Origin of the sequence: Stenotrophomonas sp. B2 (genome assembly GCF_014947095.1) — a bacterium.
In the GTDB taxonomy this organism is placed as follows: domain Bacteria; phylum Pseudomonadota; class Gammaproteobacteria; order Xanthomonadales; family Xanthomonadaceae; genus Stenotrophomonas; species Stenotrophomonas maltophilia_P.
Genome location: NZ_JADCQA010000004.1, coordinates 111,068 through 133,239, shown reverse-complemented (window position 1 = coordinate 133,239; position 22,172 = coordinate 111,068). Strand labels below are relative to the sequence as shown.

General features: G+C 66.0%; 18 protein-coding genes. 14 read left to right on the top strand and 4 right to left on the bottom strand.

What is annotated here, in order from left to right:
- Positions 1–260 precede the first annotated feature (260 nt).
- On the top strand, positions 261–2,792 hold the full coding sequence (locus IMX13_RS05770) for an exo 1,3/1,4-beta-D-glucan glucohydrolase (RefSeq protein ID WP_193396000.1): 2,532 nt from the start codon (positions 261–263) through the stop codon (positions 2,790–2,792).
- A 124-nt stretch (positions 2,793–2,916) separates the two neighbouring features.
- Entirely contained in the window at positions 2,917–3,702 is a 786-nt protein-coding gene (locus tag IMX13_RS05765; RefSeq protein WP_193395999.1) for a pentapeptide repeat-containing protein, read from the top strand.
- A 165-nt stretch (positions 3,703–3,867) separates the two neighbouring features.
- Here the strand turns inward: IMX13_RS05765 and rho are convergent, their stop codons facing one another.
- Positions 3,868–5,607, bottom strand: a complete 1,740-nt coding sequence (gene rho, locus IMX13_RS05760; RefSeq protein ID WP_193395998.1) for a transcription termination factor Rho — start codon at positions 5,605–5,607, stop codon at positions 3,868–3,870.
- Positions 5,608–5,837: 230 nt separating this feature from the next.
- A complete protein-coding gene (trxA, locus tag IMX13_RS05755; protein ID WP_025878607.1) occupies positions 5,838–6,167 on the bottom strand; it encodes a thioredoxin in 330 nt (109 codons plus the stop codon).
- A gap of 522 nt (positions 6,168–6,689) precedes the next feature.
- On the opposite strand from trxA, the gene rhlB reads away from it, so the two are divergent.
- The 8 genes from rhlB (at position 6,690) to IMX13_RS05715 (ending at position 14,700) form a co-directional block, all read left to right on the top strand.
- Entirely contained in the window at positions 6,690–8,417 is a 1,728-nt protein-coding gene (rhlB, locus tag IMX13_RS05750; protein ID WP_065174408.1) for an ATP-dependent RNA helicase RhlB, read from the top strand.
- A gap of 123 nt (positions 8,418–8,540) precedes the next feature.
- On the top strand, positions 8,541–9,227 hold the full coding sequence (gene ftsE, locus IMX13_RS05745; RefSeq protein ID WP_053515652.1) for a cell division ATP-binding protein FtsE: 687 nt from the start codon (positions 8,541–8,543) through the stop codon (positions 9,225–9,227).
- 3 nt (positions 9,228–9,230) lie between these two features.
- Positions 9,231–10,178, top strand: coding sequence for a permease-like cell division protein FtsX (ftsX, locus tag IMX13_RS05740; RefSeq protein WP_193395997.1), 948 nt, complete (start codon positions 9,231–9,233; stop codon positions 10,176–10,178).
- 7 nt (positions 10,179–10,185) lie between these two features.
- Positions 10,186–11,028, top strand: coding sequence for a response regulator (locus IMX13_RS05735; protein ID WP_193395996.1), 843 nt, complete (start codon positions 10,186–10,188; stop codon positions 11,026–11,028).
- Entirely contained in the window at positions 11,025–11,738 is a 714-nt protein-coding gene (gene ung, locus IMX13_RS05730; RefSeq protein ID WP_053515657.1) for a uracil-DNA glycosylase, read from the top strand. The genes IMX13_RS05735 and ung overlap by 4 nt, the downstream gene beginning before the upstream one ends.
- A 277-nt stretch (positions 11,739–12,015) precedes the next feature.
- The gene (gene rpoH, locus IMX13_RS05725) at positions 12,016–12,891 is read left to right on the top strand and encodes an RNA polymerase sigma factor RpoH (protein WP_053515659.1); all 876 of its coding nucleotides are present in this window, start codon (positions 12,016–12,018) and stop codon (positions 12,889–12,891) included.
- A gap of 318 nt (positions 12,892–13,209) precedes the next feature.
- Complete coding sequence (locus IMX13_RS18865; RefSeq protein ID WP_227255310.1) at positions 13,210–14,211, top strand: RHS repeat-associated core domain-containing protein; 1,002 nt, start codon at positions 13,210–13,212, stop codon at positions 14,209–14,211.
- Between the two features lie 6 nt (positions 14,212–14,217).
- Positions 14,218–14,700 (top strand): DUF2247 family protein, encoded by a 483-nt coding sequence (locus IMX13_RS05715; protein ID WP_193395995.1) that lies wholly within the window; start codon positions 14,218–14,220, stop codon positions 14,698–14,700.
- 149 nt (positions 14,701–14,849) lie between these two features.
- Here the strand turns inward: IMX13_RS05715 and purD are convergent, their stop codons facing one another.
- Together purD and purH are read right to left on the bottom strand one after the other, a co-directional pair.
- Complete coding sequence (gene purD, locus IMX13_RS05710; protein ID WP_193395994.1) at positions 14,850–16,133, bottom strand: phosphoribosylamine--glycine ligase; 1,284 nt, start codon at positions 16,131–16,133, stop codon at positions 14,850–14,852.
- A 61-nt stretch (positions 16,134–16,194) separates the two neighbouring features.
- On the bottom strand, positions 16,195–17,778 hold the full coding sequence (gene purH, locus IMX13_RS05705; protein WP_065174411.1) for a bifunctional phosphoribosylaminoimidazolecarboxamide formyltransferase/IMP cyclohydrolase: 1,584 nt from the start codon (positions 17,776–17,778) through the stop codon (positions 16,195–16,197).
- A gap of 210 nt (positions 17,779–17,988) precedes the next feature.
- On the opposite strand from purH, the gene IMX13_RS05700 reads away from it, so the two are divergent.
- Genes IMX13_RS05700 through IMX13_RS05685 form a run of 4 tightly spaced genes read left to right on the top strand, consistent with a single transcriptional unit; the run spans position 17,989 to position 22,162 of the window.
- Entirely contained in the window at positions 17,989–18,606 is a 618-nt protein-coding gene (locus IMX13_RS05700; protein WP_065181553.1) for a CDP-alcohol phosphatidyltransferase family protein, read from the top strand.
- Positions 18,607–18,630: 24 nt separating this feature from the next.
- The gene (locus IMX13_RS05695; RefSeq protein WP_193395993.1) at positions 18,631–20,394 is read left to right on the top strand and encodes a bifunctional alpha/beta hydrolase/class I SAM-dependent methyltransferase; all 1,764 of its coding nucleotides are present in this window, start codon (positions 18,631–18,633) and stop codon (positions 20,392–20,394) included.
- Complete coding sequence (locus IMX13_RS05690; RefSeq protein ID WP_193396066.1) at positions 20,391–21,728, top strand: phosphatase PAP2/dual specificity phosphatase family protein; 1,338 nt, start codon at positions 20,391–20,393, stop codon at positions 21,726–21,728. Before IMX13_RS05695 ends, IMX13_RS05690 begins: the two co-directional genes overlap by 4 nt.
- Positions 21,725–22,162 (top strand): hypothetical protein, encoded by a 438-nt coding sequence (locus IMX13_RS05685; RefSeq protein WP_193395992.1) that lies wholly within the window; start codon positions 21,725–21,727, stop codon positions 22,160–22,162. The genes IMX13_RS05690 and IMX13_RS05685 overlap by 4 nt, the downstream gene beginning before the upstream one ends.
- Positions 22,163–22,172 lie beyond the last annotated feature (10 nt).

Genomic DNA, 22,172 nt, shown 5'->3' with positions numbered 1-22,172 from the left:
CGGATGGTGCCACGACGCGAGGGGGACTGGCACGTCCTGAATTCTTGTCGCGTCGCAACACCCACCGCCGCGGGCCGTGTGCTGCGTCGGCCGCAAAGCCCGCCGTTACGCGATTGCCGCCACAGGATGTGCGATCGCTCATTGACACGATGCAGGCAGGCTTATATGACAGCGCTGTCAGGACAGGCGTCCGATCGCCCATACCGACGTGCCGCTGCAGTCCCGCACGCCAGGAACGTCATCCACGGAGGTAGTACCCAGTGAAGCGCCCCACCCAGACCCTTCTTTCCGGCTGTCTGCTGGCCGCCCTGGCCGCATCGGCGGGTGCCGCGCCGTCCACGGGCGAACGCCTGCAGGACTGGCCGCGCGTCCACAGCGTGATCGCTGCAGATGCGGATATCGAAAGGCGCGTGCAGGAGATCCTTGCGCAGATGACGCTGGCGCAGAAGATCGGGCAGATGACCCAGGCCGAGATCAAGACCATCACGCCGGACGAGGTGCGCCGCTACTACATCGGCTCGGTCCTCAATGGCGGTGGCTCCTGGCCGGGCATGGACAAGCACGCCAGCGTGCAGGACTGGCTGCAGCTGGCCGATGCCTACCACGCTGCATCGCTGGCAACCGATGCGAAGACGCCGGTGCCGGTCATCTGGGGCACCGATGCGGTGCACGGCCACAACAACGTGCTGGGTGCGACCCTGTTCCCGCACAACATCGGCCTGGGCGCGGCCGGCGATGCCGAACTGATCGAACGCATCGGCGAGGCGACCGCGCGCTCGGTGCGCGCCACCGGCATCGGCTGGGTGTTCGCACCCACCCTGGCCGTGGCCCATGACCCTCGCTGGGGCCGCACCTATGAGAGCTATACGTCCGACCCGGCGGTGATCCGCAGCTACGCCCACGCCTACGTGAAGGGAGCACAGGGCACCTTCAAGGACGACGGCAACGTGGTCACCACCGCCAAGCACTACCTGGGCGATGGTGCCACCGACAACGGCCGCGACCAGGGTGAGGCGCTGGTCGACAAGAACACCATGATCAACGTCCACGCGCAGGGCTACTATGGTGCGCTCGCCGAGGGGGCGCAGACGGTGATGGCCTCGTTCAACAGCTGGAACGACCGCGCCGCAGGCGTGGACTACGGCAAGATGCACGGCAGCAAGGCGCTGCTGACCGATGCGTTGAAGGACAAGATGGGTTTTGATGGCTTCGTCGTCTCCGACTGGAACGGCATCGCGCAGGTGCCGGGCTGCCGCAACGACAGCTGTGCGCAGGCCATCAATGCCGGCATCGACATGGTGATGGTGCCCGACGACTGGAAAGCGTTCATCGCCAACACCACCGCGCAGGTCAAGAGCGGTGAGATTCCGCTGACGCGCATCGACGATGCGGTCGCCCGCATCCTGCGGGTGAAGCTGCGCGCGGGCCTGTTCGACCACAAGCCGTCCGACAGCCGCTACGCCGGCGATGCCAGTGCCGTGCAGCACCGTGACCTGGCCCGGCGTGCCGTGCGCGAATCGCTGGTGCTGCTGAAGAATGAAGGCAAGGTGCTGCCGCTGCGCCGCGATGCACGGGTGCTGGTGGTCGGCAAGAGCGCCGACAGCATCGGCGACCAGTCCGGTGGCTGGTCGCTGACCTGGCAGGGCACCGAGAACAGGAATTCCGATTTTCCCAACGCCGATTCCGTGCTGGGCGCGCTGCGCGCCGAACTGGGTGCGGACAAGGTCAGCTTCAGCGCCGATGGCCAAGGCGTCGATCCGAAGGCTTTCGATGTGGTGCTGGCGGTGATCGGTGAGACGCCCTATGCGGAAACCAACGGCGATATTCTCGCTTCGGATACCGTCAGCCACAGCCGGGCCTACCCGCAGGACCTGGCCGCGCTGAAGGCCGCAGCTGCAACCGGCAAGCCGGTGGTGACCGTCTACCTGTCCGGTCGCCCGATGTATGTCAACGACCTGCTCAATCTGTCCAGCGCCTTCGTCGCCGCCTGGCTGCCGGGCACCGAAGGCAAGGGCGTGACGGATGTGCTGGTGGCGGGCAAGGGCGGCAAGCCGGCACACGACTTCCGTGGACGCCTCAGCTTCCCGTGGCCGGGCGTTCCGTGCCCGGCACCGATCGACCAGCCCGACGCGAAGAAGCCGGCGCTGTTCGCGCTTGGCTATGGCCTCAGCTACGCCAAGGGCGGCAAGGTCGCCAGGCTCGAGGAAGCTGACCCGGACAGCTGCGGCGAAGTCACCGTGCTGCCGATCTTCAACCGCGCCGACACGCCGCCATTCGCCCTGCACGTTGCCGCCGCGGGAGCGACCCAACCGCTTGGCAATGATCTGAACGCTACGCTGCGCTGGCCCACCGCCAAGCCGGTGGTGCAGGTGCGCACCGTGCAGGTGAACACCCAGCAGGACGCCAAGGAGGTGACCTGGCGGGCCCCGGCGCAGCTGATCGCACGCAGCACCTCGCGCCGCAATCTCGGCGCACTGGCGCGCAGCAACGGCGCGCTGCAGTTCGATGTGCAGCTGGTGAAGCGCCCGGCATCGCCGGTGAAGGTGACCATGCAGTGTGGCAGCGGCTGTGAGGGTGGGGTGGACATCGCCCCGCAGCTGGTCGCGCTGGCGCCCGGGCAGAAGCAGACGGTGACCGTGCCATTGGCCTGCTTTGCAAAGCGCGGCGTGGACCTGGGCGCGGTGGAAGCCCCGTTCGTGGTCAGCGCCGACGCGCCGTTCGCCGCGGCATTCACCCGGGTCAGGTTGACGGCCAACACGGCTACCGCCGAAGACGCGGTGGCCTGCCCGTAACCCTGCCTGCTGGATAGAAGGCAAGCTATGTCTGTTCAGACAAATCTCCGACGAGCGCGTATGTGGGTGCTTGTATCATCACGCTTCACATCAAATGTGTGCAGATAGCATGATTCTGGCGCGAATGAAGTACTGGTTGTACGAGCTCAGGATTCCGATCCTTGCATTGGTTCTGAGCGGCACGGTGATCATCGCAGTGACCGGTCGCTGGTCGTGGGTCTCGGGTCACGTCTTTCCAAACACAACATGGGGGCTTTACTCGAAAGAGTTCTTCGAGAATGTGTTGGTCGAAGCACATGGAATGATTCTGGACCTGCTGGTCATCGGTTTGGTCGCCTATCTGTTCCAGCGGAGAAGCGAACGGTCCGATCTAAAGAAGCAAGTTCTTCGTGATCTTGAGGATCTCAGACACTACAGGGGAAGTGATGCCGGATATCGGATCTACGGAGAACTACGCCGCCTGTCCTCGCTGGGGGTGAAAAAGGTCACGATCGCAACCGCTCGTATCAATGATGTAAGCCTTGAGGGATTGGATCTTGTCGACTCCAGTGCACAGGGCGTAGTCATTTCAAAATCCAGTCTCAGAGATTGCGCCTTCACCGGATGTGACTTTGATGGGGCCGTTTTCCTTGACGTCAGAGCAAAGCGGACTACTTTCCGTGGCGCGAAGCTCGTGCGCGCGAAACTGGTGGGGGCCCGCTTCAAAGGCTGCGATTTCTCTGGGGCAGATTTGACTGGTGCAGATTTCTCAAACGCAGATCTGAGCAGCGCGATCTTTCGAGGTGCAAACTGCACAAGGACGAAGTTCGACGGGGCGAAGCTTCGCAGCGCGAACTTTGTCGGCGCAACCGGCCTGTCTGAGGAGCTTAGCTCGATTGCTGCGGATGCCAAGCACATCAAGATGAAGTAAAGACGGGGGGGAATCGAACACCCCTGGCGAATTGAGATTCGCTTAGCACCAGCCCGCTAGTCTTCAGGATACCACGGCAAACGCGGTGCCCACGTGGGCGGTGCCCAATGCCTATCGGGGAACTATCGTATGACAAAAAAAGCCCCGCAGTGCGGGGCTTTCTTCTTATCGCTTCATCGAACCGAAGAACTCGTCGTTGGACTTGGTGTTCTTCATCTTGTCCAGCAGGAATTCCATCGCGGCCATTTCATCCATCGGATGCAGCAGCTTGCGCAGGATCCAGATCTTCTGCAGCAGTTCCGGCTCGATCAGCAGGTCTTCGCGGCGGGTGCCGGAGCGGTTGATGTCGATGGCCGGGAACACGCGCTTCTCGGCGATGCGGCGGCTCAGGTGCACTTCGCTGTTGCCGGTGCCCTTGAACTCTTCGTAGATCACCTCGTCCATCTTCGAGCCGGTGTCGACCAGCGCGGTGGCGATGATGGTCAGGCTGCCGCCTTCTTCAACGTTGCGCGCGGCACCGAAGAAGCGCTTCGGGCGGTGCAGGGCGTTGGCGTCCACACCACCGGTCAGCACCTTGCCCGAGCTCGGCACGACGTTGTTGTAGGCGCGTGCCAGGCGGGTGATCGAGTCCAGCAGGATCACCACGTCCTTCTTGTGCTCGACCAGGCGCTTGGCCCGTTCGATCACCATTTCGGCGACCTGCACGTGGCGTGCGGCCGGCTCGTCGAAGGTCGAGCTGATGACCTCGCCGCGCACGGTGCGCTGCATTTCGGTCACTTCTTCCGGGCGCTCGTCGATCAGCAGCACGATCAGGTGCACGTCCGGATGATTGGTGGTGATCGCGGTGGCGACCTGCTGCATCATCATCGTCTTGCCCGCCTTCGGCTGGGAGACGATCAGCGAGCGCTGGCCCTTGCCCTGCGGGGCCATCAGGTCGAGGATGCGGCCGGTGATGTCTTCCGACGAACCGTTGCCGCGCTCCAGGGTGAAGCGGCGACGCGGGAACAGCGGGGTCAGGTTCTCGAACAGCACCTTGTTCTTCGACGCTTCCAGCGGCTCACCGTTGATGGTGTCCACGATCGACAGCGCGAAGTAGCGCTCGCCGTCCTTCGGGAAGCGGATGCGGCCGGACAGGTGGTCGCCGGTACGCAGGTTGAAACGGCGGATCTGGCTGGGCGAAATGTAGGTGTCGTCCGGGCCGGCCAGGTAGCTGGCTTCGGCCGCGCGCAGGAAGCCGAAGCCGTCCGGCAGGATCTCCAGCACGCCATCGGCGGCAACGCCGTCGCCGTGGCGGGTCAGCACCTTCAGCAGGGCGAAGATCACATCCTGCTTGCGGGCACGCGCCACGCCTTCGGAGATCTGCAGCTGTTCGGCGATTTCCAGCAGCTTCTGTGCCGGCATGCGCTTGAGATCGCTCAGCGAATAGACCGGGAAGCCTTCCGGCACCGTCGGCTGCACGCGCGGCACGAACGCCTGCTGCTCGCCGCCCTCGTTGGGCATGCCGTCATCGCGGAAGCGGTTGTTGCGGTCGCGGTCGCGGCGGTTGCGGAAACGGTCACGGCGGTTGCCCTGGCCCTGGCCCTGGCCCTGCTGGCCATTCTGGTTGTGCTGATGCTGGCCGCCACCCTGAGGGTTCTGCTGCCGCGGCTGGCCGGATTCGCGACCCTCACCGCCTTCACCGCCGCCACTGCTGGCAGGGGCCTCGGCGGCGGGCGCGCTCGGCGCGGGAGCGGCTGCGGCCGGCGCCGGTGCTTCGGGCGCGGCGGCCAGCGGCAGGGTCGGCTGCGCGGGGGGCGCGCTGGTTTCGGCGGCGGCCGGTGCGGCAGCCTTGGTCACGCGGGCCTTGCGCACGCGCTTTTCGGCGGGCGCTTCTGCGCTGCCGGTTTCGGGAGTGTTATCGGACAAGAGCGTTATTCCTCGCTTGAAGGTGCGAGCGCCCGGCTGGGGCGGCGAACGTTGGGGATGGGTCTGGAAGAAACTGCGTCCAGAAGGTGCGGCACGCGAACGCGGCCGGATGTGCCGACACTATCATCGGCCCGCGGCGCCGTGCAAGGGTCGCCGGGAACAGCATTCATGCAGGCGCGGTCCGCGCCTGCCGGCAGCCGCACCGGGCGGCTGCCGGAGTCGTTACAGGATCAGGCCAGGGCCTTGTCCAGCAGGCCGGCCAGCTGGGCCTTGCCCACCGCACCGATCTGCTCGCCGACCTTCTCGCCATCCTTGAACACGACCAGGTACGGGATCGAACGCACGTGGTACTTGGCGGCCAGCGCACGATTGTTGTCGACGTTGACCTTGGCGATCTTGGCGCGGCCCTGGTAGGCATCGGCCAGCTCGTCCAGCGCGGGGGCGATCATCTTGCACGGGCCACACCACTCGGCCCAGAAATCGACCAGCACCGGTTCCTTGGAATTCAGCACGGCGCTATCAAAGTCGGCATCGCCGACGTGTACAACCTTGTCGCTCATCTTGGTTTCTCGTCTTGGATTGCACCCGGCCAGGCCGGAGGTGGGTGAACTGGGCCTTGCCCGGTGGCGCGACCCTCGTCGTTGCCTCGCGGCGTCCTGCCGCGGTGCGTTCGGCGGGATGCCTGGACGCTCACGGCCGGCAGTGTACCCCTATCGCGGGGCACGGACAGTCGCCGGCTGGAACCCAGCGTATCGTGATCGCTTCGAAGCGCGGTATGTGTCGGATTTCACTGTCTTCTTGAAGTGGGGGCCGGCAGGCGCAGACTCCAGCGCCCCCGGGCAGGGCTGTTCAAGCGCGGTGTGGCTGGGTGAAGAGGCGGCCGAGCGAGTCAGTCTCGCAGTTGTGTGAGACGGTTCATTCCGGTTTGGTCGCCGGAGTGCGTTAAACTGGGGCATTGAGCGGCGCGCGGACCCGGTGGTCCCGGTCCGCCGACCCGCCGCAGGGGCCGCAGTTTGCGACGGTGCCCCCAGACGATGCAGTGCTGCCCGCCCGCTGGCCGGTGGCCATACCAAGACGGACTCATGAGCGACAAACCGCTGACCGATTTGACCTTTTCCTCCTTTGAGCTGCATCCGGCCCTGCAGGCTGGCCTTGAAGGAGCCGGATTCACCCGCTGCACCCCGATCCAGGCGCTGACACTGCCGGTCGCGCTGGCCGGTGGTGATGTCGCCGGCCAGGCCCAGACCGGCACCGGCAAGACGCTGGCGTTCCTGGTTGCCGTGGTCAACCGCCTGCTGAGCCGCCCGGCGCTGGCCGACCGCAAGGCGGAAGACCCGCGCGCGCTGATCCTGGCGCCCACCCGCGAGCTGGCGATCCAGATCCACAAGGACGCCGTGAAGTTCGGTTCCGACCTGGGCCTGCGTTTCGCCCTCGTCTACGGTGGCGTGGATTACGACAAGCAGCGCGAGATCCTGCAGCAGGGCGTGGATGTGATCATCGCCACCCCCGGCCGCCTGATCGATTACGTCAAGCAGCACAAGGTGGTTTCGCTGCACGCCTGCGAGATCTGCGTGCTGGACGAAGCCGACCGCATGTTCGACCTGGGCTTCATCAAGGACATCCGCTTCCTGCTGCGCCGCATGCCCGAGCGCACCACCCGGCAGACCCTGCTGTTCAGCGCCACCCTCAGCCATCGCGTGCTGGAGCTGGCCTACGAGCACATGAACGAGCCGCAGAAGCTGGTGGTCGAAGCTGAAACAGTGACCGCCGCGCGCGTGCGCCAGAAGATCTACTTCCCGGCCGACGACGAGAAGATCCCGTTGCTGCTGGGCCTGCTCTCGCGCAGCGAAGGCGCCCGCACCATGGTCTTCGTCAACACCAAGGTCTTCGTCGAGCGCGTGGCGCGTTCGCTGGAAAAGGCCGGGTACCGGGTCGGCGTCCTGTCCGGCGACGTGCCGCAGAAGAAGCGCGAGAGCCTGCTCAACCGCTTCCAGAAGGGCCAGCTGGAAATCCTGGTCGCCACCGACGTGGCTGCCCGCGGCCTGCATATCGACGGCATCAAGTACGTCTACAACTACGACCTGCCGTTCGACGCCGAAGACTATGTGCACCGCATCGGCCGTACCGCACGCCTGGGCGAAGAGGGTGACGCGATCAGCTTCGCCTGCGAGCGTTATGCGATGAGCCTGCCGGACATCGAGGCCTACATCGAACAGAAGATTCCGTCCGAGCCGGTCACCAAGGAACTGATGACCGCACTGCCGCGTCCGGAACGCCCGGCCACGGTCGCTGGCGAGGACGGTGACGAGAACGAGAGCGTCGGCCAGATCTTCCGCGAGGCGCGCGAAGCCCGCGCCGCCGAGGAAGAGCGTCGTGGCGGTGGCCGCAGCGGTGGTCGCTCCGGCGCCGGCCGTGGCGAGCGCCGCGATGGCGAGCGCAGCGGCGAACGCCGCTCGCGTGGTCCGCGCAAGCCGCGGGTGGAAGGCGAGCAGGGCGCGACCGCGCCGGTGGAAGGTGCCGGGTCCGGCACCCCGGCCCAGGCCCCGCGTCCGCCGCGTCCGCCGCGTGCCGAAGGTGCTCCGGAGCTCGCGGCGGACGGCGAGCGCAAGCCGCGCAAGCGCCGTCGTCGTCGCCATGGCCGTCCGGTCGAGGGTGGCGAGGCGATGGTCGCCAACGGCAGCGCCGGCAACGGTGCCTCGCCGGTGACGCCGGTTCACGTGGTGGCCAAGCCGGTGCGCAGCACCGACGCCGCCGACTCGTTCCTGACCCGCATCGGCCGCAAGATCCGCCGGATGCTGTCGGGCGGCTGATCGGCGCACCCGGTCAGCGGTAGCGCCGGGCCATGCCCGGCGCGCGCAGCGGCAGATCGACGATTCCACCCGGGCGCGTCCCGGCGCTATCGATACTTCGCGCCGGTCCTGCATAATCGGGGCATGAGTGTCCTGCGCTTCGACAATGTCAGCAAACAGTACGCCGGTGGCCACGAAGCCCTGATCGACGTCAGCTTCGAGGTCGCGCCGGGCGAAATGCTGTTCGTCACCGGCCATTCCGGGGCGGGCAAGAGCACCCTGCTCAAGTTGATCCACCTCGACGAGCGGCCCAGCCGCGGCGCGGTGGTCTTCGACGAGCGCAACCTGCTGAAGGTGCGCGGCGGCGACGTCCCGCGCCATCGGCGCGCGGTCGGTGCGGTGTACCAGGACCATCGCCTGCTGATGGACCGGACCATCGCCGAGAACGTGGCACTGCCGCTGATCCTGCGCGGTACGCGCCGTGGCGACATCGGCAAGCGCGTGCGTTCCGTGCTGGAACGGATGGGCCTGGGCCATCGCGAGAAGGCGCTGCCGTCGCAGCTGTCGGCCGGCGAACAGCAGCGCGTGGGCATCGCCCGCGCCATCGTGGGTGAACCCAAGCTGCTGGTTGCCGACGAGCCGACCGGCAACCTGGACCCGACCCTGGCGGCGGAGATCATGGCCCTGTTTGCCGAGCTGCCCGCGCGCGGCACCAGTGTGCTGGTGGTCAGCCACGACCTTCCCCTGCTGCGTCGCATGCGCAAGCGTGTGCTGATTCTCGACCACGGCCGGCTGGTGGACGACATCTCGCCGCAGGATCTGGCGGAGTAACGCATGGCGAAGAACGAAAACAGCGAAGCCGCCGCACCCTCGCGTCTCGGCGTGTGGTTCCAGCACCACGTGCACAGCGTGGTGTTCAGCCTGGGCCGCGCCTGCCGCAAGCCGTGGGCGACCCTGCTGACGGTGATGGTCATGGCGCTGGCGCTGGCACTGCCACTGGGCCTGTCGATCGCGCTGGACAACCTCAAGCATTTCGCCGGCAGCGTGCAGCAGTCGCGCGACATCAATGTCTTCCTCAAGGGCACGGTGGATGGCCCGGGTGCGTTGCGCCTGGCCGGCCAGCTGCGCGACCGCGATGACGTCGGCGAGGTGACCGTGCGCACGCCCGAGCAAGGGCTGCAGGAGCTGCGCGATGCCGGCCTTGGCGAGGCGATCGACGCGCTGAATGACAATCCGCTGCCTTCGCTGCTGGTCATCACCCCGGGGCAGGGCAAGGACGATGCGCGTCTGGCGCGTGCGCTGGAAAGCCTGCCCGAGGCCGATCTGGTGCAGCACGATGCGCTGTGGCGGCAGCGTCTGGATGCGTGGCTGGCGTTCGGCGCGCGGCTGGTACAGGTGCTTTCGGTGCTGCTCGGCGTCGGCGCTGCGCTGGTGGTCGGCAATACCGTGCGCCTCGACATCCAGGCACGGCGCGAGGAAATCGGCGTGCTGCAGCTGCTCGGCGCCAGCGATGGCTTCATCCGCCGGCCCTTCCTGTATCTGGGCGCCTGGTACGGGCTGGGCGCCGGCGCGGTGGCGCTGGCCCTGATCGGTGTTGCCGGCGCCGCCCTGCGCGCGCCGCTGGCTGACCTGTCACGCAGCTACGGCAGCCCGTTCGTGCTGCACGGCCTGGACCTGCTGCATGGCAGCCTGGTCCTGCTGGGCACGCTGCTGCTGGGGTGGCTGGGCGCGTGGCTGGTCACCGGCCACTTCCTCCACCAGACCCGCCCGACCGACACCTGAGACCGGCATGCAACCGCAAGCGCTGAAGCACCTTGAAGGGCCCGCTACGCGGGTGATGGTGGTCGACGGTTCCAAACTGGTGCGCAAGCTGATCGCCGACGTGCTGCAGCGTGATCTGCCGGGCGTGGAGGTGATCGGCTGCGACAGCATCGAGGGTGCCCAGCAGGCGCTGGCGCAGGGGCCGGTGGACCTGGTCACCACCTCGCTGACCCTGCGTGATGGCGACGGCCTGGCGCTGGCGCGGACGGTCCGCGAAGCTGCCGGCCAGGCATACGTGCCGGTGATCGTCGTCTCCGGCGATGCGCAGCAGCATCTGGAGCAGCGGCGCTTCACCGAGTACGTCACCGACTATTTCGACAAGGCGCTGGGCCATGAGGCCCTGGCGACCTTCATCCGTGGCTATGTGCAGCCGCAGACCATTCCCGGGGCGACCATCCTCTACATCGAGGACAGCCGGGTGGTGGCGGAGGCGACCAAGCGCATGCTCGAACGCCAGCAGCTCAACGTGCTGCACGTGGTCAGTGCCGAAGAGGCCTTCACCCTGCTCACGGCCGAATCGCTGGGCCGCAGCCGCCACCGCATCGACCTGGTGTTGACCGACGTCACCCTGAAGGGCGAATTGAGCGGACGCGACGTGGTGCAGCGCGTGCGCGTGGATTTCGGCTACGGCAAACGCCGACTGCCGGTGCTGGTGATGACCGGCGACGGCAATCCACACAACCAGACCGGGTTGCTGCAGGCCGGTGCCAATGATCTGGTGCTGAAGCCGATCGAGGAGCGCCTGCTGGTGACCAAGGTGCTGTTCCAGCTGCGCTTGGCCCGCTTGAACGATGGACCCCTGTTGCGATGACCGATGACGTAGTGGACACCCCGACGATCCAGCTGGAACCGAGCTGGAAGCAGCAGGTCGGCGATTACCTGTTGCAGCCGCAGATGCGCGAACTCTCCACCTTCCTGCGCCAGCGCAAGGCGGCCGGCGCGGCGGTGTTCCCGCCGGGGCCGCAGATCTTCGCGGCGTTCGACGCCACGCCGTTCGAACAGGTGAAAGTGGTGATCCTGGGCCAGGACCCGTACCACGGGCGCGGCCAGGCGCATGGACTGAGCTTCTCGGTGCCCGCCGGCGTTCCGGTGCCGCCATCGCTGCTGAACATCTACAAGGAGATCGAAGGCGACCTGGGCATCCCCCGTCCCGATCACGGCTGCCTGGTGCCGTGGGCGCAGCGCGGCGTGCTGCTGCTCAATGCCGTGCTGACGGTGGAGGAGGGCAGGGCCGGCGCCCACCAGGGCCGCGGCTGGGAAGGCTTCACCGACCACGTGGTGGATGTGCTCAACCGCGAACGCGAAGGCCTGGTGTTCATGCTCTGGGGGGCCTACGCGCAGCAGAAGGGCAAGGTCATCGATACCCGGCGCCACCGTGTGCTGAAAGCCCCGCATCCCTCGCCGCTGTCGGCCCATCGTGGCTTCCTCGGCTGCCGGCATTTCTCGATGGCCAACGACTACCTGCAGCGTCGCGGGCAGGCGCCGATCGACTGGTCGCTGCCGCCGCGCGCGGCGCTTTGACCTCCGCCGGCAGCCGGGCCTGAACACCGGGCAACGTTTCCTGGCCTGAATGGGCCTCCGGAACGGCCCGTTCAGCTCCGCTTGACCGGAATCGGCCGGTTCCCGGCAGGTAATTGATTGAATTCCAAGGGATTGTGAATCCCGAAAAGCGCGCTCGCCACTGTCATCAAATCGCGCTACGGTAGGGCTCTGTTTGGGACCAGTGTTGCATCAATAGGATGCTGGAACTTTTTCCTCCTTTAGCAGTCCAAATCCCGGACTGCTAAGATGGGTGCCTATGAGCCAGAACACCTCTACTGCCCTTGTGGCAAACAATCTCCCGATTCCCAGTGCGCTCGGTTCGCTGGACGCCTACATCGGTGCCGTGCACCAGATCCCGGTGCTGTCGGTCGATGACGAACAGGACCTGGCCCGTCGCTTCCGCGACGGCAACGATCTGGACGCTGCCCGTGAGCTGGTGCATTCGCACCTGCGCTTCGTGGTGCACGTGGCCCGCGGCTACAACGGCTATGGCCTCGCCCTGGGCGACCTGATCCAGGAAGGCAACATCGGCCTGATGAAGGCGGTCAAGCGCTTCGACCCGGACATGGGCGTGCGCCTGGTTTCCTTCGCCGTGCACTGGATCCGTGCCGAGATGCACGAGTTCATCCTGAAGAACTGGCGCATCGTCAAGGTCGCCACCACCAAGGCGCAGCGCAAGCTGTTCTTCAACCTGCGCAAGTCGAAGACGCGCCTGGGCTGGATGAACGCCGCGGAAGTCAGCGCGGTGGCCAAGGATCTGAACGTGTCCGAGCGCGAGGTCATGGAAATGGAGTCGCGCCTGTCCGGTCGCGATATCGGTTTCGATGCGCCCAGCGACGAGGATGATGATCATGCGCCGCCGTCGCCGGCCGCATACCTGGTGGCCAACGATGAAGATCCGTCGATGGCCTACGAGCGTGCCGACAGCGAGGACAACCAGCTGCAGCTGCTGCGCGAAGGCATGGCCGAACTGGATGCGCGTTCGCGTGACATCATCCGCCGCCGTTGGCTGGATGCGGACAGCAAGGTGACGCTGCAGGAACTGGCAGACGAGTACGGCGTGTCGGCCGAACGCATCCGCCAGGTCGAGGCGAATGCCCTGAAGAAGATGAAGGCGCTGTTCACCGCGTAAGGCATGGATCTTAGGTTCGGTTTCTATCTCCGGCACCCGTTCTGATGAAAAGCCCCGGCGTTGGTCGGGGCTTTTCGTTTGGCCGGCATGGCAGTTAGTGATGCGGGCCGCTGATCGGGTGCTTCAGTAGTATCAGCCCATGGCTGGCACTCTTGCGCTGTCGGTAGCCGTTCAAGCCCTCGCGAGGTTTATAGCGAAGGGCCTGGCCCAATGCAGTATCCTCCCTTTGGCCTCAGTCCTAGAGTTGGACTCCGATGATTACCCTTCTGTGCTATGAATGCCAAGCCTTGCTTCAAGGCTCTTCCATGGATTGGAATGATGCGCAGGTTTGAGAGAACTGCAAGCGGTGTGTCGACCCGCTTCGGGGGAATTGAAGATCGAACTCGCAAGCTTGGTGTCATAGGCGCCTGGCTGTGCTGCCTGCTGCTGATGGGCCTTGGCCTGTCACCATCCGCAATCGCCCAGACAACGATCACATACATTCACACTGATGCCCTGGGCTCGGTTGTGGCCGAAAGCGATGCCAACGGCAACGTCATCAAACGATATGACTACGAGCCCTACGGGGCCGTGGTAAGCGGTCAGGTCACGGATGGACCTGGGTACGCCGGACATGTGAGTGACTCGGCCACAGGGCTGAGCTACATGCAACAGCGCTACATGGATCCACAATTGGGTGTGTTTTTGTCAGTGGACCCAGTCACCGCTCACCAAAAGCCAGTTGAGCAGTTCAATAGGTATCGGTACGCGAACGGGAATCCCTACAGGTTCGTCGATGCGGATGGAAGGCAGGCCGCAGAGCGATTCGTTGAGCAGCATCGGAGGGATATTGCTGCCGGAAATGGCGCCGTATACGAGCCGATGAGACCGGCCGCAATCGCTGTTACAGCGGCAATGGCTGCCCCAGTGCTGATCGAAGCTGGCATGGTTGCGATGGCCAATCCAAGTGTCATATCAGCAGCTACCAGTATCGCTGCTGATATCGCAGGAGTTACAGGTGCCGGTGGAGCAGGTGTGGTGGCATCCAAAGCTCTGAGTGTTGAAGGTCGGGCACTTCTGAATTCCCGACCTGTGGGAAGTGCACTCAAAGCCGACGCTGGGCACAATTCGGCGACCTTTATGCGAGAGACTGCTGCAGAAGCGGGTGTTCATACTCCGTTGACAGGGGGTGACGGCGTGGTCCGCACTCTGACGCAGCTGCCAGGTGAACTCAATGGAAAGGCCGGTCGATTTGAATACATAGTCGACAAGGCTGGCGACTTGACCCATCAAAGATTTGTGGAAGGTGGCAGCATGAACGGAATACCAAACAAGAAGTGAGTGTCCATGAGAACGTATGACTCTATTCAACCCTATGGACCCTGGAATCAGACCGAGGTGGCATGGGCACTGGGGCGCCATCTGATTGACTTTGAGGTTGTGAAGCAGTGCGCGTCGGAGCAGAAGGAACTGGAAGAGAAGTTCAATCTGAACGCCTTGATTGAAAGGCTTGAAGGGGTTCTTCCCGATGAGCGTAATAGCGTAGCTGCGCAGTTGGCGGCATTCGATAAGAACTCAAACGAGGATGAGATTCTCAGAAGATGGCTTGTTGCATTTCTCGCGGACGCCTACGCCAAGCGCGATGAGATTGCTGATCCGCTCGGAGAGGTTGAGAGGATCTACGCTGATTTTGATTACCCGGAGTCTCTGGAGAGCTTTGTCAGGTACATGCCAGCTTCTGATGGGTATGATCCGTCTGCTCACTCACATGAGCAGAACGTTGCGCGGCTCTTCGAGAACTGGAAACGTTATCTTGACTCGGCGAAATAGCGGATTCACTCAGCGTAATTTCCTTCGCTTGACGTGCGTCGCCTCTTCCCGAAGCGCACCGTCCCGGCTTCCATGCCGAGGACGGTGAAGACTCCCAGAATCCGTGATCTGGTTCCATGCAGGAGGCTGCGTGGTGGATCTATCAGGCCTTACCCCTCACGCGCGATCGCGCGCCAGCCGATGTCGTTGCGGTGGAATTCGTTGGCCCAGCTGACCTTGGCCACACCGGCGTAGGCATTGGCCTGCGCATCACGCACGCTGTCACCCAGCGCCGCCACACACAGCACGCGGCCGCCGGCACTGACCACCCGGCCCTGCGCGTCCAGTGCAGTACCCGCATGGAATACCTTGGCGCTGGCCGGCACCTCATCCAGTCCGGAAATCACATCGCCGGTGACCGGCGATTCCGGGTAAGGTTTCGCGGCCAGCACCACACCCAGCGACGGGCGCGCATCCCACTGTGCCTGCACCTGGTCCAGGCGGCCATCAATGGCGGCTTCCACCAGCTCGACCAGATCCGACTGCAGGCGCAGCATCACCGGCTGGGTTTCCGGGTCACCGAAGCGCACGTTGAACTCGATCACCTTCGGTGCGCCGCTGGCATCGATCATCAGGCCTGCGTAAAGGAAGCCGGTGAACGGAATGCCGTCGGCGATCATGCCCTGCACGGTCGGGTTGACCACCTCGCGCATCACCCGCGCGTGCACCTCCGGCGTGACCACCGGGGCCGGTGAGTACGCGCCCATGCCGCCGGTGTTCGGCCCGGTATCACCGTCGCCGACTCGCTTGTGATCCTGCGAGGTGGCCATCGGCAGCGCATGCACGCCATCGACCATCGAAATGAAGCTGGCTTCCTCGCCGTCGAGGAATTCCTCGATCACCACGCGTGCGCCGGCGTCACCGAATGCGTTGCCGGAGAGCATGTCGCGCACCGCATCCTCGGCCTCGGCCAGGGTCATTGCAACGATCACCCCCTTGCCGGCGGCCAGGCCATCGGCCTTCACCACGATCGGCGCACCCTTCTCGCGGATGTAGGCCAGTGCCGCCTCCACGTCGGTGTGCACGGCGTAGAACGCGGTCGGGATGTTGTGCCGGGCCAGGAAGTCCTTGGCGTAGGCTTTGCTGCCTTCCAGCTGGGCAGCGGCGGCGGTTGGCCCGAAGATGCGCAGGCCGGCGGCACGGAACCGATCGACGACGCCTGCCACCAGCGGCACTTCCGGGCCGACCACGGTGAGTTCAACACCTTCGGCCTGGGCCAGGGCCAGCAGACCATCGATGTCGGTGACCTTCACCGCCACGTTGCGGCACTTGTCTTCGGTGGCGGTGCCGGCGTTGCCGGGTGCCACGAGTACCTCATCGACGCGGGAGGACTGGGCCAGCTTCCATGCCAGGGCGTGTTCGCGGCCGCCGGAGCCGATGACGAGGATCTTCATGGGACAGGGTTCTCGTAAGCAGAAAAGAAAAGCCGGGCAGGGCCCGGCTTGGTGATGCGGATCAGTGGCGGAAGTGGCGCACGCCGGTGAACACCATGGCCAGGCCATGCTCGTCGGCGGCGGCGATCACCTCGGCGTCGCGCATCGAGCCGCCCGGCTGGATGACCGCCTTGATGCCGGCGGCGGCGGCGGCATCGATGCCGTCGCGGAACGGGAAGAACGCATCGGAAGCCATCACCGAGCCTTCAACCACCAGGTTCGCGTCGGCCGCCTTGATGCCGGCGATGCGCGCCGAATACACGCGGCTCATCTGGCCGGCACCGACGCCGATGGTGCGGTTGTCCTTGGCATAGACGATCGCGTTGGACTTCACGAACTTGGCCACCTTCCAGGCGAACAGCAGGTCGGTGAACTGCTTGTCGGTCGGTGCCAGCCTGCTGACCACCTTCAGTTCGTCACGGGTCATGCCGCGGTTGTCCGAGGACTGCAGCAGCAGGCCCGAGCCGACACGCTTGCTGTCGAAGTTGTTCAGGCCGTCGCCATGCGGAATGCGCAGCACGCGCACGTTGGCCTTCTTCTGCGCGTATTCCAGCGCCGCCGGCTCGTAGTCCGGTGCGATCAGCACTTCCACGAACTGACGGTCCAGGATGACCTGTGCGGTGGCGGCGTCCAGCGGCTTGTTGAAGGCGATGATGCCGCCGAAGGCACTGGTCGGGTCGGTGGCGTAGGCCAGCTCGTAGGCATCGCCGTTGCCGGCACCCACCGCCACACCGCACGGGTTGGCGTGCTTGACGATGACACAGGCCGGCGCATCGAACTGGCGCACGCATTCCCAGGCGGCATCGGCATCGGCCAGGTTGTTGTAGCTCAGTTCCTTGCCCTGCAGCTGCTGGAAGGTGGCCAGGGTGCCCGGCACCGGGTACAGGTCGCGGTAGAACGCGCCGCTCTGGTGGGGGTTCTCGCCGTAGCGCAGGTCCATCACCTTGACGAAGGTGGAGTTCATCTGCGCCGGGTACTCGGCACGCACCGGCACGGCGGCGTCGGTGGCGGTGACCGCCGACAGGTAGTTGCTGATCGCCGCATCGTACTGGGCGACGCGGTTGAACGCGGCGACCGAGAAGGCGAAGCGGGTGGCCGCCGGCAGCTGGCCATCATGGGTGTCCAGGGCGCCCAGCAGCTCGGCGTACTGCGACGGGTCGGTGGCCACGGCCACGCGGGCGAAGTTCTTGGCCGCCGAGCGCAGCATGGCCGGGCCGCCGATGTCGATGTTCTCCACCGCGTCGGCCAGGGTGCAGTCGGCCTTGGCGGTGACCGATTCGAACGGGTACAGGTTCAGTACCAGCAGGTCGATGGCGCCGATGCCGTGTTCGGCCATCACGGCGTCATCCAGGCCCGAGCGGCCCAGCAGGCCGCCGTGCACCATCGGGTGCAGGGTCTTGACCCGCCCGTCCATCATTTCCGGGAAACCGGTGACCTCGGCGACGTCCTTCACGGCCAGGCCCGCATCACGGATCGCCTTGGCGGTGCCGCCGGTGGACAGCAGCTCGACGCCGCGGGCGGCCAGAGCGGTGGCCAGCTCGACCAGGCCGGTCTTGTCGGAAACGGAGAGGAGGGCCCGACGGACGGGCAACAGATCAGCAGTCATGGGACAGGGCAATCGGCAGCGGAGCGGGGCCGATATTGTAGGCGGTGGGGGCCGACGGCGGGCGGCGGCGGCAAAATTGACCGGCCCCAACGGCCCTGCGGCCGCCTTCGGTATGCCCTGGCCGGCGCCGCGCCGCGGACATTTCGACGGAGGTGCGCTCCCAATCGGGTAGGCTGTGCCGGAACTGCCAGGGAGCTGCGGGTTCGGATCGTGTCGATCTATGCATTGAAAGGACGTTTCCAGGACCTGCTGCGTCCGGCCGTAGGCGGCCTGCATCGCGCGGGGATCACCGCCAATGTGGTGACCGTGGCCGCTGCCGTGGTCTCGCTGCTGGTCGCCGTCGTGGTCTGGTGCTGTGCGCCACAGCAACCGCTGCTGTATCTGGCCCTGCCGCTGTGGATGCTGCTGCGCATGGCCCTCAATGCCGTGGACGGCATGCTGGCCCGCGAGTTCGGCCAGCAGTCGCGGCTGGGCGCCTATCTGAACGAGCTGTGCGATGTGGTGGCCGATGCGGCGCTGTACCTGAGTCTGCTCAGCGTGCCGGGCGTGCGCCCGGAAGCGTTGTGGTTGCTGGCCTGGGGTGCAGCACTGAGCGAGTACGCCGGTGTGCTGGGCCTGATGGTCGGTGCCAGCCGCCGCTACGACGGCCCGATGGGCAAGAGCGACCGTGCCTTCGTCATCGGCCTGCTGGGCCTGCTGCTGGCGTTCGGCTGGGCCGGTGCCTTGACGGTCGGCGGCGTGGCCGCAGCGATGGCGCTGCTGTGCGGGGTAACAGCGGTCAACCGCGTCCGGCGGGGACTGAAGGAAGCGGCCACAGCGCAGCGATAAGTCAACAGCCCACCAGGAGAAGGCATGCGTCAGGTGCAGGAACGGGAATTCCACAGCTTCGACCAAGTACCGCTGTTCTACCGGCACTGGCCGGTTGCGGCCGCAGGCACACCACCGGGGCGCACGGTCCGGGCCATCGTGCTGCTGCATCGTGGCCACGAGCATTCAGGGCGGGTCGCCCATCTGGTCGACGAGCTGGACCTGCCGGAGATCGCCTTCTTCGCCTGGGACGCGCGCGGCAATGGGCGTTCGCCGGGCGAGCGTGGCGACGCACCGGGCTTCCCTGCGCTGGTGCGCGACCTGGACAGCTTCATCGCCCACATCGGCAGCGAGCACGGCATCGCGGTCGAGGACATCGTCGTGGTCGCGCAGAGCGTGGGCGCGGTCATCGCTGCGACCTGGGTACACGACTATGCCCCCCGCCTGCGCGCGCTGGTGCTGGCGTCACCGGCATTCAAGGTGAAGCTGTATGTGCCGTTCGCACGTCCAGGCCTGGCCCTGATGCAGAAGCTGCGCGGCAATTTCTTCGTCAACAGCTACGTCAAGCCGCAGTGGCTGACGCATGATCCGGCACGGGTGGAGAGTTACCGCACCGATCCACTGATCACCCGGCCGATCTCGGTACGCGTGCTGCTGGGCCTGTATGAAGCCGCCGACCGCATCGTGGCCGACGCGCAGGCGATCAGCGTGCCGGTGCAACTGCTGGTGTCCGGCTCCGACTTCGTGGTGCACCGTGGTCCGCAGGACCGCTTCTATGAGCGCCTGTCCAGTCCGATCAAGGAGCGCGTGTACCTGCCGGGTTTCTTCCACGACACGCTGGGCGAGCGCGATCGTGCACCGGCACTGGCGCGCATCCGCGACTTCATCCAGGCGCGTTTCGCCGAACCGCTGCGCACGCTGTCGCGGCGCGACGCGCATCGGCATGGGCCGACGTTCGAGGAGTCGGAGATCCTGGCCTGGCCTCCGGAACGCAACAGCCTGGCCGACCTGCGCTGGCGCGGGGTGCGTGCGGGCCTGCGCCTGGGCGGCACCCTGTCCGAAGGCATCGCGCTGGGCCTGCAGACCGGTTTCGACTCCGGCAGCACGCTGGACTACATCTACCGCGACGAAGCGCGCGGCAAGGGGCCGGTGGGGCGGATGATCGACCGCAACTACCTCGATGCGATCGGCTGGCGCGGCATCCGCGTGCGTGGCCAGCACCTGCAGGAACTGCTGCGTGATGCGGCCATGCGCCTGCGCGGTCAGGATCTGCCGGTGCAGGTGCTGGACGTGGCCGCCGGCCATGGCCGGAATGTGCTGGAAGCTCTGGGCCAGGGCGAACAGCGCGCCGACCGCATCGTGCTGCGTGATTTCAGCCCGCTCAATGTGACCCAGGGCCAGGCCTTGATCGAACGGCTGGGAGCCGCCGACATCGCCCGCTTCGAGCGGGGCGACGCATTCGATCCGGCGTCGTTGGCGACGGCGGAACCCGCGCCGACGCTGGCTGTGGTCTCAGGGCTGTACGAGCTGTTCCCCGACAACGACGCCGTGCTGCGTTCGCTGCAGGGTATTGCCGCGGTGGTGCCGGAGGGGGGCTACCTGGCCTATACCGGCCAGCCCTGGCACCCGCAGCTGGAATTCATCGCCCGTGCACTCACCAGCCACCGCGGGGGCGCGGCCTGGGTCATGCGACGGCGCACCCAGCAGGAGATGGACGAGCTGGTGCGGCTGTCGGGCTTTGAGAAGGTGACCCAGCGCATCGATGCGTTCGGCATCTTCACCGTATCGCTGGCGCGTCGGGTCGCCTGATGGCCATCACCGCAACGCCGATCGTTGCCGATGCACCGCGTCCGTGGCGCCGCGCACTGCTGTGGCTGGCGGTGCTGGGCCCGTTCTTCTTCGCCAGTTATGGTTTTGCCAACTGGATGGCCGGCCGCCACGACGTGGTGCCGGTTGTCGTGTTCCACTGGGAGACGCGCATTCCGTTCGTGCCCTGGACGATCGTGCCGTACTGGTCGATCGACCTGTTCTACGCGGTGTCGTTCTTCCTGTGCCGGCAGCGCCTGGAGCTGGACCGCCATGCGCTGCGGCTGCTCAGCGCACAGGTGATCGCAGTGGCCTGCTTTCTGCTGTGGCCGCTGCGCTTCAGCTTCGAGCGGCCGGAGACGGGCGGTGCCTATGGCTGGTTGTTCGAAGTGCTGCTGGGGTTCGACAAGCCTTTCAACCAGGCGCCGTCATTGCACATCGTGCTGCTGATCGTGCTGTGGGTGAAGTTCGCCCACTACCTGCAGGGCGCCTGGCGGCTGGTGCTGCATGCGTGGGCATTGCTGATCGGCATTTCGGTGCTGACCACGTTCCAGCATCACTTCATCGACATTCCCACCGGCCTGCTGGTGGGCTGGCTGTGCGTGTGGCTGTGGCCGGACCAGGGAACACCGCCGTTGCGTGCCTGGCAGTCCGCGGAGGATCCCGCGCGGTGGCGGCTGGCGCTGCTCTACCTTCTGGGTGCCGCCGTGCTGCTGGTGCCGGCGCTGGCGCTGCGAGGCACTGCGCTGTGGCTGCTGTGGCCGGCGATCTCGCTGCTGCTGGTGGCGCTGGCGTACGCCGGACTGGGCACGGCCATGTTCCAGAAGCGCGACGACGGGCGCCTGACCATGGCCGCGCGCTGGCTGCTCGCGCCTTACCTGGGCGCCGCCTGGATCAATTCGCGGCTATGGACATGGCGGGCACCGCAGCCCTCGGCGGTGGCCGATGGCGTGTGGTTGGGACGGATTCCACGGGCGGCCTTGGCGTCGCCACTGCACGGCGTGGTCGATACCTGCGCAGAGCTGTCGTGCCGGGCGCCAGGTGCTGCGTATGCCAGCGTTCCGATGCTGGACATGGTGGTGCCCTCGCCGGCGCAGCTGCGCGAGGCCGCTGCCGCCATCGAACGCCTGCGCATGCAGGGGCCAGTACTGGTGTGCTGTGCCCTGGGCTATTCGCGCAGTGCGGCCAGCGTAGCGACCTGGCTGCTGTGCAGCGGCCGGGCACGGGACGCAGCCGAGGCGGTGGCACGGATACGTGCCGCGCGGCCCTCCATCGTTCTGCATGACGACCACCTGCGCGCCATCCAGGCCGCCATCACCTCGGAGAGCCCCGCATGAGCCTCGCTGTCGACCTGCCGATGATGCGCCTGCTGCTGCGCCAGGGCCGGCTGCCCGCTGCGCTGTCACTGGGACTGCTGCTGGTGGCGTTGCTGCTGCTGGGCATCGAGCCGGGACTGGCGATGTTCGCGGCCGGCCTGTTGCTGCTGAGCGTGGCGGCGGGGATGGTGCAGGCGTACTACGCGGTGCGCGTACAGCTGGACGCCAGCCTCCTGCAGCTGCTGTTGCAGGAGAATCTGCACGGTGAGGCGGCGGCCGAACGGGTGGACGCGGCCCTGCATGTCGCCGGCCTGCGCCGCCGCGACGCACATGCGCCTACGCGCGGATGGGATGTGCGCTGGGCGGGCATGCGGGGCCTGCTGCTGCGCCAGTACGCGGCAGCGCTGCTGCAGTTCGCCACGCTGCTGCTGGCCGTGCTGTGGCCGCAGACCTGAGGGGAGACAT